This is a genomic window from Chromobacterium sp. Ag138 (assembly GCF_055181315.1).
Genome location: NZ_JBUPWA010000001.1, coordinates 2048726 through 2063466 on the forward strand (window position 1 = coordinate 2048726; position 14741 = coordinate 2063466).

The following is a 14741-nucleotide window of genomic DNA, read 5'->3' on the forward strand; positions in this document are numbered from 1 at the left end:
GACCAACCATCATGCGCAAATCCGTGCTGATCGCCGTACTCGCCCTGTTCAGCGCCAACCTGGCGCTGGCCGACGCAGCCTGCGACGCCAAGGCGGCCGAAAAGAAACTGGCCGGCGCCGCCAAGCAAAGCTTCCTGAAGAAATGCGAAAAGGACACCGCCGCCGCCCAGGCCAGCTGTGACGCCAAGGCCGCGGAGAAAAAGCTGGCCGGCGCCGCCAAGCAAAGCTTCGCCAAGAAATGCGTGAAGGATGCGATGGCCAAGTAAGCGCCCTCCCCCGCCTACGGCATGCCGCTTCGCGCCATGCCGTTTTTTTGTGTCTCGCTTACGCAAAATCCCATATGCGGACGCACGGCCAAAACCGACAAAATGCTGAATAAGCAATGACTTGAACGATTTGATCTACACTTGAACAAGATGTGGCTTGCGAGTGTTGGCAATGAACTCCCTGTCCGGATACAACCCCTCTCTCTCGTCTTTCGACAGCCTGCTGCCAAACTTGAGCAGTTTGTTGTCGAGCGGACTATTGCTGGGTTCGTCCAGCGCCGCCAGCCAGAGCAGCGCCAGCAGCAGCGCAACCGATCCGATCCAGATCGAGCTGTCCACGCTGGGCCAGCTGATGTCGATACTCGGCACCTTCCAGAGCAGCCTGCAGCAGATATACGCGCCATCGATACGATTCGGCGGCGGCACCGCCAGCAGCAGCAATCCCGCGGTGGCCAGCGTCAGCACCTCCGCCGGCGCGCAAAACGCCAGCTACCTGCTCAATGTCTCCCAGCTGGCGCAAGCGCACAGCGCGACCACCAGCTTCTCACTGCCCGACAGCGGCACCACCGTGGTGGGCAGCGGCAGCCTGACCATCACCACCGGCAGCTATGCCTACACCAGTCCGACCTCGGCCACCAGCTTCACCGCCAACGACACGCCGGTGACCATCAACATCAACAACGGCACCTTGTCCAGCATCGCCAGTTCGATCAACGGCGCCGGCGCCGGGGTCGTGGCCAACGTGGTGCAGAACTCGTCCGGCGCCTATCAATTGCAGATCAGCCAGGCCAGCACCGGCGCCAGCAACAATTTCAAGATCACGGTCAGCGACAACGACGGCAGCAACACCGACCAGAGCGGCCTGTCGCGGCTGGCATTCGACCAGACCCAGGCCGTGGGCAGCGGCCAGAACCTGACCCAGACCCAGGCCGCGCAGAACGCCAGCTACACCATCAACGGCACTTCCGGCTCCAACGCCAGCAATTCCGGCATTCAGCTGGGCAGCGGCGTGTCGGCCAACCTGCTGGCCACCGGCAGCAGCAACATTACGGTCAATGTCGATTTCGGCCAGCTCAACACCAACGCGCAGTCGCTGGCCAGCGCCTTCAATACCGCCCAGGGCGCCATCAACAGCCTGCTGGGCAATCAGGTGCGCTCAAGCAATGACCCGATCGCCGCCATGCTGCCGCAGATGCTGAACCAGCAGGTACAGAACAGCTACAGCAACGGCAGCTCGCTGCTGACCCTGCTCAGCCAGATCGGCCTCAGCTACCAGAGCCCGGCCCAGTACGGACTGGGCGGCACGCTGAGCCTCAGCGTCACTTCGCTGCAGGCGGCCTACAACAGCGATTCCAGCGGCGCCGCGAACCTGCTGTACACGGCGGCGCAATCGCTGAACACGCTCGCCAACAGCTACACCTCGCAAGGCGGCGGCTCGCTGGTCAATGAAAGCCGCGCGCTGCAAGCCCAGCAACGCAACCGGCAACTGGTGATCCACACCCCGCAAACGCCCAATACCTTTCCGTTCAACTTGCAGAACCTGCTCAGTTACCCGTCCGGCAACAGCATGCTGTCCGCCCAGCAGATCAGCGGCCTCGCGATGTACGCGCTGGTGTATTCGATCGGCGCGCCCTACACGCTGAACTCGCTGCTGGTAGGCCAGGGGCTGGGCCTGTCCAGCAGCGGTTTCTCCGCCACCGCCTGACCCCCTCTTGGCTTTGCCCTCCTCGGCGTTTGCCGGTAAAATTCATCGGATGATTGGATGTTTAAGCCGGGATCTATGAATATTTCCGCCGCGAAACGCTCGCTGGTCGACATCGCCGTCGACAATCTGGGCCGCCAGCTGGAACAAGGCCGCTGGCCGGTAGGCAGCCGCATTCCCACCGAACCCGAACTGGCCGACGAGCTGGGCATCAGCCGCAACACCGTGCGCGAGGCGGTGCGGGTGCTGCTGTACGCCGGCCTGCTGGAAGTGCGCCAGGGCGACGGCACCTATGTGCGGGCCATCGTCAACCCGGGCGAGGTGATGCGCGCGATCAGCCGCGCCAGCCTGCGCGAGCATCTGGAAGTCCGCTGCCTGCTGGAGGAAAGCGCCGCGCGGCTGGCCGCCGAGCGCGCCGGCGGCGCCGACATCGCCCGCATCGCCGCCACGCTGGAAGGGCTGCGGCCGCAGGACGGCGAAACGCCGGAAAGCTACGCCGAGCGCGACCTCGCCTTCCATGTCGCCATCGCCGACGCCAGCGGCAACCAGGCGCTGGCCGGCCTCTACCATTTTTTCTCGCGCGCGGTGCGGCAAAGCGTCCAGGACTCGATCCGCGACGAAGCGCTGCCCGATCCGGACCTGGCCGCCCACGCCGCCATCTTCGACGCGATCCGGCAAGGCCGGCCGGACGAAGCCGGCCAAGCCGCCGCCGCCATCACCCGCCCGCTGCTGGCCACGCTGGACCGGCTGCTGGACAAGCAACAATAAGAAGGAAGCACGATGCAAGAAAATACGGGTCGGCCCCAAGCCATCGCCGACGAACTGTTGATCGATGACGACACTCCCTCCGCCGTGCCGCAAACCGGCAGCCGCAAGCGCGCGCTGCTGTTGCTGCTGGGGCTGGTGCTGGTGGGGCTCAATCTGCGGCCGGCGCTGTCCAGCCTGGCGCCGGTGCTGGCCATGGTCAGCGCCGATACCGGCCTCACCCCGGCGATGTCCGGCCTGCTGACCACGCTGCCGGTGGCCTGCCTAGGGCTGTTCGGACCGCTGGCGCCGCATCTGGCCCGCCGCCTGGGCAGCGAGAAAACCATCGCCGTCGTCCTGCTGGCGCTGGCCGCCGGCATCCTGCTGCGCACCCAGCTGGGCTTGTTCGGCCTGTTCGCCGGCTCGGCGCTGGCCGGCGCCGCCATCGGCGTGATCGGCGTGCTGCTGCCCGGCATCGTCAAGCGCGACTTCGCCAGCCGCGCCGGCCTGATGACCGGCGTCTACACCATGGCGCTGTGCCTGGGCGCGGCCCTGGCCGCGGGCTTCACCGTGCCGGTGGCCGAGCACTTCAGCCACGACTGGCGGCCGGCGCTGGCCTTGTGGGCCTTGCCGGCGGCGCTGGCCTTGATTGTATGGTGGCCGCAGTTGAACACCCGCCACGCCGCCAGCGGCGGCCAGTGGCGGGTCCGCGGCCTGCTGCGCGATCCGCTGGCCTGGCAGGTGACGCTGTTCATGGGCCTGCAATCGTCGCTGGCCTACATCGTGTTCGGCTGGCTACCGTCCATCCTGATGGACCGCGGCCTGACCGCGATGCAAGGCGGGCTGATGCTGTCGCTGTCCACCATGGTGCAGGTGCCGGCGTCGCTGCTGGTGCCCATCCTGGCCCACCGCTGCCGCAACCAGCGCCCGCCCATCGCCATCACGCTGCTGGCGGTGATCGCCGGCTTGCTGGGCATGCTGTACGCGCCCACCGACAGCCTGATGCTGTGGGCGGCGCTGCTCGGCTTCGGCCAGGGCGGCCTGTTCAGCACCGCGCTGAGCCTGCTGGCGCACCGCTCTCCCGACCAGCACGTGGCGGCCAGCCTGTCCGGCATGGCCCAGGGCATAGGCTATATGCTGGCCTCGATGGGCCCGTTCGCCGTCGGCCTGATCCGCGGCCACAGCCACGAAGCCTGGCCGCTGGCGCTGCTGTTCAGCCTGATCGCCGCCGCGGCCTTCTGCATCGGCATGCTGGCCGGCCGCAAGCGGCTGGTCGGCGTCAAGGCCGAACCGGTCTGATCCTGCCGCGCCATGACAAAGCCCCGCCGTTTCGGCGGGGCTTTTTCTCATCCAGACAAGCGACTTACCTGGGCCGGGCGACGATGCCGTAACGGGCCTGCAGCGCCGGCAAGGTCTCGGCCGCCAGCGGCAGGCCGGCGTCGCCCACCTTCAGCACGGCGGGCAGCGACGCCGCGTCGCCGTCCCAGTCCGGCAGCGCCTCTTCCAGCACCGCGGCCAGGTCGCGGTCGTCCACCGCGGCCAGCTCGCCGCCGATCTCCAGCAGCAGCATCCCGTCCGGCGTCAGCCAGGCCGCGCGCGCCGGCACGTCGTCGTCGTAAGGCACGGTGCTCCAGCCCTTGGGCGTGCGCCGCGCCGCCAGGGGCGCGGCGTCCAGCTGCACATACACTTTCTGCGGGCCGTTCTGCACATAGCAGCGGCCCTGGCCGTCGCGGCTGTAATTGCGGTTGAAGAACTCCACCATCCCCTCATGCTGCAGCCTGGCGTCCTTGATCCACCACTGGCCCCGGGCGTCCAGCCGCAGCCAGCCGAACACCGCCGGCACGTTCGGCCACTTGGCCAGCGCCGCCAACACCATTTCGTCCATCGCCTCTCCTTCCGCGGGTTCGTCCCGCTTGTTCCGCCGCTAGCCTATGGCGCGCAGCACCGTCAGCGGCGGCGTTCTCGTCACCTTGCCCACCAGCGGCCAGCCGGCCAGCGTCACCACCAGCACCCCGCCGGCCATGCCCAGCGGCAGCAGCCACCAGTTGAGCAGCAGCGGCAGGGAAAACAGCTTCACCGCCGCCAGCACGCCGATCCCCATCGCCCCCAGCGCCGCCAGCAGGCCGGCCACCGCGCCCAGCCACACCAGCTCGGCCAGCACCACGCTGCGCACCTGCCGGCGCGACGCGCCCAGCGCCCGCATCAGGCCCACGTCGGCCAGCCGCTCGTCGCGGGTGGCGGTCAGCGACGCCCACAGCACCAGCACGCCGGCCGCCAGCGCCAGCAGGAACATCGCCTCGATCGCGCGCGTCAGCTTGTCCACCATCGCCCTGACCTCGGCCAGGATGCTGCCCACGTCGATCACCGTCAGATTGGGGAAGCGCTCCACCAATTGATTGGCGAAGGCTTCGTCCGCCGGCTCCAGCCGGAAGCTGGTGATCCAGCTGGCCGGCTGCCGGCTGAACTGGCCCGGCGTGCCGATCACGAAGAAATTGACGCGGAAGCTGTCCCAGGGCACCTCGCGCAGGCTGGTCACCTTGGCGCGGTAAGCAGTGCCGGCCAGGTCGAAGGCCAGCGTGTCGCCCAGCTTGATGCCCAGGAGATTGGCCAGGCCCTTCTCCACCGAGAATTGCGGATTCACCCGCTTGCCCTCGTCCCACCACTTGCCGGACACCACCTGGTTGCCCGGCGGCGGCTCGGCGCGCCAGGACAGGTTGAACTCGCGCTCGGCCAGCCGCCGCGCCTGCTCGTTGTCATAGCTTGCCGGGCGCACCGGCTGCTCGTTGATGGCGATCAGCCGGGCGCGCACCATGGGCGCGAGCTCGGGCTGCGGCCGCCCGGCCGCGGCGAACGCGTCGCGCACGCCGTCCAGCTGGTTGCCCTGGATGTTGATCACGAATTTGTTCGGCGCGTCGGCCGGCACGCTGCGCTGCCAGGCGCCGATCAGGTCGTCGCGCACCACGGTCAGCGTCAGCAGCGCCATCAGCCCCACCGACAGCGAGGCGATCTGCAGCACCGCCAGCCAGCGCCGCCGGGCCAGGTTGGCGATGCCGAAGCGCCAACCCACCTTGCCGCCGCGCGGCAGCCGGCGCAACAGCAGCACCAGGCCCAGCGCCAGCGCGCCGGACACGCCGAGAAAACCCAGCATCGCCGCCAGCAGCCAGCCGGCCAGCGACCACTCCCCCACCTGCCACGAAGCCAGGCCCAGCAGCGTGGCCAGCGCCAGCACCGGCGCGATCACGCCTTGGCGAGTCGGCGGCAGCTCGTTGCGCAGCACCGCCGCCGGCGACACGTCGCGTATGCCCATCAAGGGCGGCAGCGCCAGGCCGGCCAGCAGCAGCTGCGCCGCCAGCGGGCCGATCAGCCATGGCTGCCAGCCCGGATCGGGCAGGATCTCGCCGACATAGCCGCTGAACAGCCGCATCAGCCCCAGTTGCACGCCGAAGCCGGCCAGCGTGCCGATCAGGCCGGCCAGCAGCCCCACCAGCGCGAACAAGCCGACGAACAGCCCCCATACCTCGCCGGAGCCCAGCCCCAGGCAGCGCAGCACCGCCACCTGCTGCCAATGGCGCTGCAGGTAGCGGCGCACCACCAGCGCCACCGCCGACGCGGCCAGCGCCACCGTCAGCATCGCGGTCAGGCCGAGGAAGCGCCGCGCGCGCTCCAGGCCGGTACGGATTTCCGGCCGCATCTCTTCCACGTTTTCCAGCCTGGCGCCCTTGGGCTTGTGCGCGCGCAGCCAGGCGCGGAAATCGGCGACCTGGCGGTCTTCGCCGGCGAACAGCAAGCGCCAGCGGATGCGGCTGCCCTCCTGCACCAGGCCGGTGGCCGGCAGGTCGGCGCTGTTGAACATCAGCCGCGGCACGAAATTGTAGATGTCCATGCTGCCGTCCGGCTCGCGGACAATCGCGCCGGCCAGCTTCAACTGGGCGTTGCCGACGCCGATCTCGTCGCCCAGCTTCAGCTTGAGCCGGCTGATCAGCCTGGCGTCGGCCCAGGCTGTGCCCGGCGCCGGCTGCAGCCGGCCGCTTTTCTCGGCGCCGTCGGCCAGCCGCACCGTCGTTTCGCCGCGCAGCGGGTAGCCGGAGCTCACCGCCTTGTATTGCGCCAGCGTCGCCTGCCCGCCGGCGAACACCATCGACGGGAAGGTGATGTTGTCGGCGGTCTGCAGGCCGCGGCGCTTCGCCTCGGCCCGCACCGCGTCCGGCGCCGTCTCGTTGCCGGAGAGCACCAGATCGGCCGCCAGCAGCTGGGTGGCCTGGGTGGTCAGCGCCTTTTCCACCCGGTCGGAGAAAAAGGCGACGCTGCTCATCGCCGCCACCGCCACCAGCAGCGCCAGGCCGAGGATGGTCAGCTCGCCCGCCGCCAGCTCGCGGCGGATGAAGCGGGAAACGAAACGGAAACGTCCAAACGGGCTCATTCGGCGCGCGCTCCGTTCAGCTTGCCGTCCACCAGCCGGTAAATGGCGTCGCAGCGGCTGGCCAGCTCGTTGTCGTGGGTGACCAGCACCAGCGCCGTGCCCTGCTCGGCATTCAGCTGGAACAGCAGGTCTATGATCTGGCGGCCGGTGTGCGGATCGAGATTGCCGGTCGGCTCGTCGGCGAACAACAAGCCGGGGTGGATGACGAAGGCGCGCGCCAGCGCCACCCGCTGCTGTTCGCCGCCGGACAGGTGGCGCGGATAATGGCCAAGCCGCGCCGCCAGCCCCACGCGCTCCAGCATCCGCTGCGCCGCTTCGCGCGCGTCGTTGCGCCCGGCCAGCTCCAGTGGCAGCATGACGTTCTCCAGCGCGGTCAATTGCGGCAGCAGCTGGAAGTTCTGGAACACGAAACCCACCTTGTCGCGCCTGAGCAGCGCGCGGGCATCTTCGTTCAGCCGCGACAGCGGCTTGCCGAACAGCGCCACCTCGCCGTCGCTGGGGTGGTCGAGGCCGGCCAGCAGCGACAGCAGCGTGGACTTGCCCGAGCCCGAGGTGCCGACGATGGCCACGCTCTCGCCGGAATACAGGGTCAACGACGCGCTGCGCAGGATGTGCAGCACATCGCCGCGGAAATGCACTTGTTTCGCCAACTCGCTGGCGGCCAATACCGCCTTCTTTTTCTCAGGATGGTTCATGCGCTCTATCGTCTGCAAAATGCTGTTCCCCTTGTTGCTGCTGTGGCAGTTGCCCGCCTTCGCCGCCACGGTGCTGGTGTTCGGCGACAGCTTGTCGGCCGGCTACGGCCTGGCTCCGGGCCAAGGCTGGGCGGCGCTGCTGGCGCGCGATCTCGCGCCCCGGCACCAGGTCGTCAACGCCAGCGTCTCCGGCGAAACCAGCGCCGGCGGCCTGGCCAGGCTGCCCGACGCGCTCGCCCGCCACCGGCCCGACGTGCTGGTGCTGGAGCTGGGCGCCAATGACGGCCTGCGCGGCCTGCCGATGGCCGAGATGCGCCGCAACCTGCAGCGGATGATAGACCTGGCCCAGGCCAGCAAGGCCAAGGTGCTGCTGGTGGGCATGGCGCTGCCACCCAACTATGGCTCCCGCTACGGCGCCGAGTTCCGCGCCGTTTATGACGATCTGGCCCGGCGCAACCGCCTGGCCTACGCGCCGCTGCTGGTCGAGGGCTTCGCCGGCGATCTGAGCGCCTTCCAGCCCGACGGCCTGCATCCCCGCGCGGAGAAGCAGGCCACCATGATGCGCACGGTCAAGGCAAAACTGCCAGTGAAATAATGCAACAAAGCCATTGACTGGTTATTGTTTTAAATAGAAGAATAAGCATATCGCATAACCATACAACGATCCGCCAATCTGCTTCCGCCGCGCAGCCGGAACCAGGCCGAACGGCCGTTGCCGCGCCATGCCCCGAACCGCTTTGCTTGACCGGCTCGCCCGCCCCTACCGCGGCCTGCCGCCCAGCGTCTACATCCAGGTCGCCTGCAGCTTCATCAACAACGTAGGCGGCATCTCCAAGCTGTTCCTGCCGCTCTACCTGCGCGAGAACTATCACCTGCCCTACAGCCAGATCGGCATGCTGATGGCCTTCTACGGGGCCGGCATGCTGGCCGGTTCGCTGAAGGGCGGCAGCCTGAGCGACCGCTTCGACAGCCGCGCGCTGGGCGTGCTGGCCCTGGCCGTGTCCGGCCTGTGCATGGCCTTGCTGGCATCGCAGATTCCGGTATGGCTGTTCATGCCGCTGCTGGTGCTGTCAGGCATGGCGGACGGCGGCTTCCGGCCGATCAACCAACGGCTGGCGCTGGAGCCCTGCGCGCCGCAGCAGCGCCCGGTCGCCCAGGGCATGATGCGGGTGGCCTTCAACCTGGGCGTCGCCATCGCCGGCGTCACCAGCGGCTTCCTCGCCGCCTACGGCTACCAGTGGGTGTATGCCGCCAATGCCGCCGGCACGATGCTTGGCGCTTGCTGGATGGCCTGGTCCTATGCCCGCCACGTCGAAAGCACCCGTCCGCAGCGGCGCCAGGCCGGCGGCGACGGCTCGCTGGCCGGCCCCTGGCGCGACGCCAGCTTCCTGCGCGCCATCCTGGCGCTGGTGCTGATCACGCTGGCTTTCGACCAGATGTACGTGACGCTGGCGCTGTTCCTGCGCGAACACTACCAGCTAGGGCCGCAATGGGTGGGCTATCTGTTCACCATCAACGGCCTGATGGTGGTGGCGCTGCAGATCCCGGTCAGCCGGCGCATCCTGCGCTGGGGGCTGGCGCGCAGCACCCAGCTGGGCGTGCTGCTGACCGGCTGCTCCTTCCTGTGGCTGAACGCCGGCCACGGCGCGCAGTGGGCGGTGCTGATGATGGTGACGCTGACCTTCGGCGAGCTGCTGCTGTCGCCCTGCTACGCGCAGCTGGTGATGCACCGCTCAGAAGGCCGGCTGCGCGGCAGCTACCTGGGGCTGTACAACGCCGCCTGGAACGGCCGGACGCTGGTGGCGCCGGCGCTGGGCACCGCGTTGTACGGCCAGCTGGGCGGCGCGGCGCTGTGGTGGCTGTGCGCGCTGGCCGCCTGCCTGAGCGTGGCCGTCCAGCACGGCGCGCTGAAAGCCATGCTCGCCCCCGCGGCGGCAAGCCGCTAGGCGGCTCGCGCCCCGGCCGATAAAACAACACCCCGCCGGCTCGCGCGGGCGGGGTGCGGAACGGAATCCGGCTCAGTCGCGGATTACAGGTCCTTGGCGTTTTCAGCCAGGTAGGAAGCCACGCCTTCGGCGGACGGCTTCATGCCCTTCTTGCCCTTGTTCCAGCCAGCCGGGCACACTTCGCCGTGCTCTTCGGTGAATTGCAGCGCGTCGACCATGCGCAGCATTTCGTCGACGTTGCGGCCCAGCGGCAGGTTGTTCACCACTTGGTGCTGCACCACGCCGGACTTGTCGATCAGGAAGGAGCCGCGGAAAGCGACGCCGCCGTCGGCTTCAACGTCGTAGGCCTTGCACAGGTCGTGCTGGATGTCGGCCACCAGGGTGTAGCCGACTTGGCCGATGCCGCCCTTGTCGACCGGGGTGTTGCGCCATGCGGCGTGAGTGAACTGGCTGTCGATGGACACGCCGATCACTTCCACGTTCTTGGCCTTGAATTCAGCCAGGCGGTGGTCGAAGGCGATCAGTTCGGACGGGCAGACGAAGGTGAAGTCCAGCGGGTAGAAGAACACCACGGCGTACTTGCCGGCGGTGGCTTGCTTGAAGGAGTAGTTGTCTACGATCTCGCCATTGCCCAGCACGGCGGAGAAAGTCTTTTCACCAGCGAAGAACGGGGCTTGCTTGCCAACGAGTACGGCCATTTGGATCTCCTTGAAAGTCTTGGTATGACAACGCGTCCCTGATCGGGCATCGGGAAACGTCGGGGGAATGCGAGGCTTTATAAAACAACCGCGTCGAACCGGCCAATTGTAATTCCATATGATGGCAATTAAGTTTCGCAATGCCATCGAGTCCGGCAGGCCGCAAGCCCTATATGGGGACGATCGCGTCCGATTCAAGCGTGGAAGACAAGATCGGGCTCGCCTCCCGGTCCCCGCCCTCCGGCTCGCCGTGCTGCAGAATCCGCTCCCGCAGCCACGCCAGTCCGGGGTCGCCGTCGATGCGGGCGTGCCAGATCAAGGCGTAGGCGTAGCTGTCGATCTCGAATGGCAGTTCGAACGCCAGCAAGCCGAATCGTTCCCGCAATCCGCGCCCCAGCCTGGAAGGCAGGCTCATCAACAGATCCGTGCCCTCCAGCGCGCTCAGGCTGCCGACGAAGCCCGGCGCATGCAGCGCGATGTCCCTTGCGCGGCCCAACCGCTCCAGCGCCCGGTCCACCAAGCCCTGGTTTTCCTTCAGAAACGTCGCGTCGACATGTCCGCAGGATAGGTAGTCGTCCAGATCCAGCGAACCGGCCCTCGCCTTTGCCGCCAGCGGATGGTCGCGGTGCATCACGCCGATGAAGCGCTCGCGGAACAATTCCCGGTAGTGGAAGCCCGCTCCCGGCGGCGTCCATCCCCAGAAACTCAGATCCAGCTCGCCCGACTCCAGTTGCGACAACACCTTGTCGCCGACCGGCTGCAGGGAGAGCCTGACCCCTCTCGCCTCGCGCCTCAGCCCGCGCAGCAAAGGCGGCAGCAGCGTCGCCTCGGTGTAGTCGCTCACCGCCAGGCGGAAGCTGCGGCTGGCGCTGGCCGGATCGAAAACCGGCGGCTGCAGGATGGCGCAGACGCGGGCCAGCACATCGTTCACCGGCGCCACCAGCTGCTCCGCGCGCGCGGTCAGCACGAATCCCTCCTTGCCGCGGATGAACAGCGCGTCGTCCAGCAATTGGCGCAAGCGCCCCAAGGCATGGCTGACCGCCGGCTGGCTCAGGGCCAGGTGCTTGGCAGCCCGCGTCACCGAACGCGTTTCAGCCAGCGTCGAGAACAGCACCAGCAGGTTCAAGTCCTCGCGCAGAAGATGCATCAAATGAATATCCCGGTTCATATTTATGCATTTTACGCGCCCTGACGCCGGTAGCAATATAACGCCTGCATAACCATTCATGGCAGAACGGCATGACCCCACGCCCCCGCATCGCCCCGTCCGTCCTCTCCATCCTGACGCGCAAACCGGCCCTGCCGATCCTGCTGGCCGCCAGCCTGCTGCTGGCCGGCTGCGCGGCGGGACCCGACTTCCAGCGTCCGTCCATCCCGCCGCCCGCTTTTCGCCTGCCGGACAGCAACACGGAAGCGCAAGCCGGCGCAGCCGCCTCCCGCCCCATTGACGCCCGGTGGTGGAAGCTGTTCAACGATCCCGTGCTCGACTCGCTGCAGCAGCTGGCCGCGCAGGGCAACCTGGATCTGAAGATAGCCGAGGCCCGATTGGCGCAGAGCCGCGCCCAGCTCGGCATCGCGGAATCCGCCAACCTGCCCAGGCTGGGGCTGGGCGCGCAGTATTCGCGCGAAGCGATCAGCGGCGAGGGCCCTCTGGCCAGGCTCGGCGCGCCGAATACGCCGCACAATCTGCGCCAGGCCGGGCTGGACAGCAGCTGGGAGCTGGACATCTGGGGCTACAACCGCCGCTTGCGGGAAGCCGCCTACGCCGGCCTGGACGCCGCGCGGATGCGCAGCGAAGGCGCCAGGGTGATCCTGGCGGCCGACATCGCCCGCAACTATCTGCTATTGCGCAATGCGCAGGCCCAGCTGGACATCGTCGAGCACAACCGGCAGTCTGCGCTCAAACTGCAGGAGCTGACCCAGCGGCGCGCACAACATGGCGTCGCCACCCGTTACGAAACCGCCGCCGCCAGCGCCCAGTTGGCGGTGTTCGAGTCGCAGCTGCCGCGGCTGCGCCAGCAGCGCGCCGCGCTGATGAACGCGCTCGCCCTGCTGCTGGGCGAGCCGCCCCATGCGCTGGAAGCGCTGCTGGCGCCGCCCGCCGGCCTGCCGCCGCTGCCGCGCGAGGTGCCGGTGGGCCTGCCGTCCGAGCTGGCGAGGCGCCGGCCCGACATCCTGCTGGCCGAAGCGCAGCTGCACGAAGCCACGGCGGCGATAGGCATGGCCCAGGCCGACTTCTATCCCCGCATCCGCCTGAACGGCAGCTTCGGCTACCAGGCGCTGGAGGCCAGCGACTTCGGCAGCTGGTCCTCCCGCTTCTTCTCGGTCGGTCCATCCTTCTACCTGCCCATCTTCGAAGGCGGCCGGCTGAGCCGCAAGCTGGAGCTGAGCCAGGCCAGGCAGCAGGAAGCCGCCGTGCTCTATCGCCAGACCGTGCTGCGCGCCTGGCACGAGGTAGACGACGCGCTCTACGCCTATTCCAGCGAACAATCGCGGCAAATCCAGCTGCAGCGGGCTTTCGAACAGCAAAGCATCGCGCGCGACGCGGCTTTGCAGCGTTACCGCGAGGGCGCCAGCCACTTTCTGGCGGTGCTCCACGCCGAGCAGGCCCTGCTGTCCAGCCAGCGCGAGCTGACCGACAGCCGCACCGGCATCGCGCTGGCCCTGGTCGGCCTTTACAAGGCGCTGGGCGGCGGCTGGGACGCCGAGCAGGCCGCCGCCGGGAAGGAAGCGTCATGAGCGCGCCAGCCCCGTCCCCGCCGCGGCCGGCGCCTTTCGGCCCCCGCCTGATCGTCGGCCTGTGCGGCGTGCTGCTGGCCACCATCATGTCCGGCCTCAACAACCGCGTCGGCGCGCTGGCGCTGGCCGATCTGCGCGGCGCGCTGGGCTTCGGCGCCGACGAGGGCGCCTGGCTCAACAGCGCCTACCTGGCCGGCGAGCTGGTGGCCATGCCCTTCTCCTGCTGGCTGGCCATCACCTTCTCGCTGCGCCGCTTCCACCTGGCGATGGTGGCGGCCTTCGCCCTGCTCGCCGCGCTGCTGCCGGCCATCCACAGCCTGCCGCTTTTGCTGGCGCTGCGCGCCGCGCAAGGCCTGATAGGCGGCATGCTGATCCCGGTGCTGATGATGGCCGCGCTGCGCTTTCTGCCATTGTCGGTGCGGCTGCACGGCTTGGCGCTGTACGCGCTGACCGCCACCTTCTCGCCCAATCTCGCCGCCTGGCTGGGCGGACAATGGACCGACGTCTGGCGCCATTGGCCGCTGGTCTATTGGCAAAGCCTGCCGCTGGCGCTGCTGTCGATGGCGATGGTGGCCTGGGGCCTGCCGCAGGACCCCGTTTTGCTGCCGCGCCTGCGCCAGGCCAACTGGTTTGGCATGGGCTGCGCCTGCGTCGGGCTGTCCATGCTGGCGCTGGCGCTGGATCGAGGGGGGCGGCTGGACTGGTGGCGCTCCGATCTGATCTGCTGGCTGGCGCTGGGCGGCGCCGGCATGACCGCCTTGTTCCTGCTCAGCGAGTGGTTCCATCCCGCGCCCTTCATCAAGCTCCAGCTGCTGGGCAAGCGGAATCTGGCCCTGGGTTTTTCCGCCTTCGTCGTGCTGCTGGTCGTGATGCTGTCGGGCTCGCTGCTGCCCGCCATCCATCTGGAGCGCGTCTGGGGCTACCGCAGCCAGCAAAGCGCCCCCATCGGCCTGATCATCGCCGTGCCGCAATTGCTGCTGGGCTCGCTGGTGGCGCTGCTGCTCTATCGCCGCCGCGTCGACGCGCGGCACGTCTTCGCGCTCGGGCTGGGCCTGATCGCGCTGGCCTGCCTCTTCGCCAGCCGCATCACCAGCGACTGGACCTGGACATACTTCCTGCTGGCCCAGGCGCTGCAAGCCGTCGGCCAGCCGATGGCCGTGATTTCCACCCTGTTCCTGTGCACCAGCGTGGTGCTGCCGCCGGAAGGCCCTTACGTGGCGGGCACCGTCAACACCCTGCGCGCGTTCGGCATTCTGCTCGGCAGCGCGGTGGTCAGCCATTTCGTCACCCTGCGCGAACGCTTCCACAACACAGACCTGACCGACCGCCTGGGCCAGGTGGCCGGCGTGGTCCAGCTGCCGGACGGACTGGGCGCAGGCGTGCGCCAGCAAGCGTTCGTGCTGGCGATATCCGACGCTTACTGGCTGCTCGGCGCCATCGCGCTGCTGCTCATCCTCCCCGTGCTGTGCCTGCAATACGTGCCCCCGCCCGGCAGCGCGCCGCCAGCCGCCCCCCAGACACCCTGAATCCG

Annotated in this window: 13 protein-coding genes; 8 read left to right on the forward strand and 5 right to left on the reverse strand. The window is 68.4% G+C overall.

The window, feature by feature from the left end:
• The first annotated feature begins 11 nt into the window (after window positions 1–11).
• The 4 genes from ACY3GB_RS09385 (at window position 12) to ACY3GB_RS09400 (ending at window position 4011) form a co-directional block, all read left to right on the forward strand.
• Window positions 12–266: a hypothetical protein gene (locus ACY3GB_RS09385; protein ID WP_463088490.1), complete on the forward strand. Its 255-nt coding sequence runs from the start codon at window positions 12–14 to the stop codon at window positions 264–266.
• A gap of 172 nt (window positions 267–438) precedes the next feature.
• The gene (gene fliD, locus ACY3GB_RS09390; RefSeq protein WP_463088491.1) at window positions 439–1971 is read left to right on the forward strand and encodes a flagellar filament capping protein FliD; all 1533 of its coding nucleotides are present in this window, start codon (window positions 439–441) and stop codon (window positions 1969–1971) included.
• A 75-nt stretch (window positions 1972–2046) separates the two neighbouring features.
• A complete protein-coding gene (locus tag ACY3GB_RS09395) occupies window positions 2047–2736 on the forward strand; it encodes a FadR/GntR family transcriptional regulator (RefSeq protein WP_463088492.1) in 690 nt (229 codons plus the stop codon).
• Between the two features lie 12 nt (window positions 2737–2748).
• Window positions 2749–4011, forward strand: coding sequence for a CynX/NimT family MFS transporter (locus ACY3GB_RS09400; RefSeq protein ID WP_463088493.1), 1263 nt, complete (start codon window positions 2749–2751; stop codon window positions 4009–4011).
• Window positions 4012–4075: 64 nt separating this feature from the next.
• Here ACY3GB_RS09400 and ACY3GB_RS09405 read toward each other — a convergent pair whose 3' ends face one another.
• Genes ACY3GB_RS09405 through ACY3GB_RS09415 form a run of 3 tightly spaced genes read right to left on the reverse strand, consistent with a single transcriptional unit; the run spans window position 4076 to window position 7827 of the window.
• On the reverse strand, window positions 4076–4597 hold the full coding sequence (locus ACY3GB_RS09405; RefSeq protein WP_104945234.1) for a DUF2946 family protein: 522 nt from the start codon (window positions 4595–4597) through the stop codon (window positions 4076–4078).
• 39 nt (window positions 4598–4636) lie between these two features.
• Window positions 4637–7132: an ABC transporter permease gene (locus ACY3GB_RS09410; protein ID WP_463088494.1), complete on the reverse strand. Its 2496-nt coding sequence runs from the start codon at window positions 7130–7132 to the stop codon at window positions 4637–4639.
• Window positions 7129–7827 (reverse strand): ABC transporter ATP-binding protein, encoded by a 699-nt coding sequence (locus tag ACY3GB_RS09415; protein ID WP_046155525.1) that lies wholly within the window; start codon window positions 7825–7827, stop codon window positions 7129–7131. The genes ACY3GB_RS09410 and ACY3GB_RS09415 overlap by 4 nt, the downstream gene beginning before the upstream one ends.
• Between ACY3GB_RS09415 and ACY3GB_RS09420 the strand changes: the two genes are divergently transcribed.
• Both ACY3GB_RS09420 and ACY3GB_RS09425 read left to right on the forward strand, forming a co-directional pair.
• Window positions 7826–8422 (forward strand): arylesterase, encoded by a 597-nt coding sequence (locus ACY3GB_RS09420; protein WP_463088495.1) that lies wholly within the window; start codon window positions 7826–7828, stop codon window positions 8420–8422. The genes ACY3GB_RS09415 and ACY3GB_RS09420 overlap by 2 nt on opposite strands.
• Window positions 8423–8549: 127 nt before the next feature.
• Entirely contained in the window at window positions 8550–9773 is a 1224-nt protein-coding gene (locus ACY3GB_RS09425; protein WP_463088496.1) for an MFS transporter, read from the forward strand.
• A gap of 83 nt (window positions 9774–9856) precedes the next feature.
• Here ACY3GB_RS09425 and ACY3GB_RS09430 read toward each other — a convergent pair whose 3' ends face one another.
• Together ACY3GB_RS09430 and ACY3GB_RS09435 are read right to left on the reverse strand one after the other, a co-directional pair.
• Window positions 9857–10471: a peroxiredoxin gene (locus ACY3GB_RS09430; RefSeq protein ID WP_021478781.1), complete on the reverse strand. Its 615-nt coding sequence runs from the start codon at window positions 10469–10471 to the stop codon at window positions 9857–9859.
• A 169-nt stretch (window positions 10472–10640) separates the two neighbouring features.
• On the reverse strand, window positions 10641–11618 hold the full coding sequence (locus tag ACY3GB_RS09435) for a LysR family transcriptional regulator (protein WP_463088497.1): 978 nt from the start codon (window positions 11616–11618) through the stop codon (window positions 10641–10643).
• Between the two features lie 92 nt (window positions 11619–11710).
• Here ACY3GB_RS09435 and ACY3GB_RS09440 point away from each other — a divergent pair, with 92 nt between their 5' ends.
• Both ACY3GB_RS09440 and ACY3GB_RS09445 read left to right on the forward strand, forming a co-directional pair.
• Window positions 11711–13210 carry an efflux transporter outer membrane subunit gene (locus ACY3GB_RS09440; protein ID WP_463088498.1) on the forward strand — a complete coding sequence of 500 codons (1500 nt, stop codon included), beginning with the start codon at window positions 11711–11713 and terminating at the stop codon, window positions 13208–13210.
• Window positions 13207–14736 (forward strand): MFS transporter, encoded by a 1530-nt coding sequence (locus tag ACY3GB_RS09445; protein WP_463088499.1) that lies wholly within the window; start codon window positions 13207–13209, stop codon window positions 14734–14736. The genes ACY3GB_RS09440 and ACY3GB_RS09445 overlap by 4 nt, the downstream gene beginning before the upstream one ends.
• Window positions 14737–14741: the final 5 nt, after the last annotated feature.

Bases quoted from the DNA above. Each gene is read 5' to 3' on its own strand.
- fliD (WP_463088491.1), top strand. From the start codon at position 439: ATGAACTCCCTGTCCGGATACAACCCCTCTCTCTCGTCTTTCGACAGC.
- ACY3GB_RS09415 (WP_046155525.1), bottom strand. From the start codon at position 7,827: ATGAACCATCCTGAGAAAAAGAAGGCGGTATTGGCCGCCAGCGAGTTG.
- ACY3GB_RS09385 (WP_463088490.1), top strand. From the start codon at position 12: ATGCGCAAATCCGTGCTGATCGCCGTACTCGCCCTGTTCAGCGCCAAC.
- ACY3GB_RS09425 (WP_463088496.1), top strand. From the start codon at position 8,550: ATGCCCCGAACCGCTTTGCTTGACCGGCTCGCCCGCCCCTACCGCGGC.
- ACY3GB_RS09445 (WP_463088499.1), top strand. From the start codon at position 13,207: ATGAGCGCGCCAGCCCCGTCCCCGCCGCGGCCGGCGCCTTTCGGCCCC.
- ACY3GB_RS09400 (WP_463088493.1), top strand. From the start codon at position 2,749: ATGCAAGAAAATACGGGTCGGCCCCAAGCCATCGCCGACGAACTGTTG.
- ACY3GB_RS09430 (WP_021478781.1), bottom strand. From the start codon at position 10,471: ATGGCCGTACTCGTTGGCAAGCAAGCCCCGTTCTTCGCTGGTGAAAAG.
- ACY3GB_RS09440 (WP_463088498.1), top strand. From the start codon at position 11,711: ATGACCCCACGCCCCCGCATCGCCCCGTCCGTCCTCTCCATCCTGACG.
- ACY3GB_RS09420 (WP_463088495.1), top strand. From the start codon at position 7,826: ATGCGCTCTATCGTCTGCAAAATGCTGTTCCCCTTGTTGCTGCTGTGG.
- ACY3GB_RS09395 (WP_463088492.1), top strand. From the start codon at position 2,047: ATGAATATTTCCGCCGCGAAACGCTCGCTGGTCGACATCGCCGTCGAC.
- ACY3GB_RS09405 (WP_104945234.1), bottom strand. From the start codon at position 4,597: ATGGACGAAATGGTGTTGGCGGCGCTGGCCAAGTGGCCGAACGTGCCG.
- ACY3GB_RS09435 (WP_463088497.1), bottom strand. From the start codon at position 11,618: ATGCATCTTCTGCGCGAGGACTTGAACCTGCTGGTGCTGTTCTCGACG.
- ACY3GB_RS09410 (WP_463088494.1), bottom strand. From the start codon at position 7,132: ATGAGCCCGTTTGGACGTTTCCGTTTCGTTTCCCGCTTCATCCGCCGC.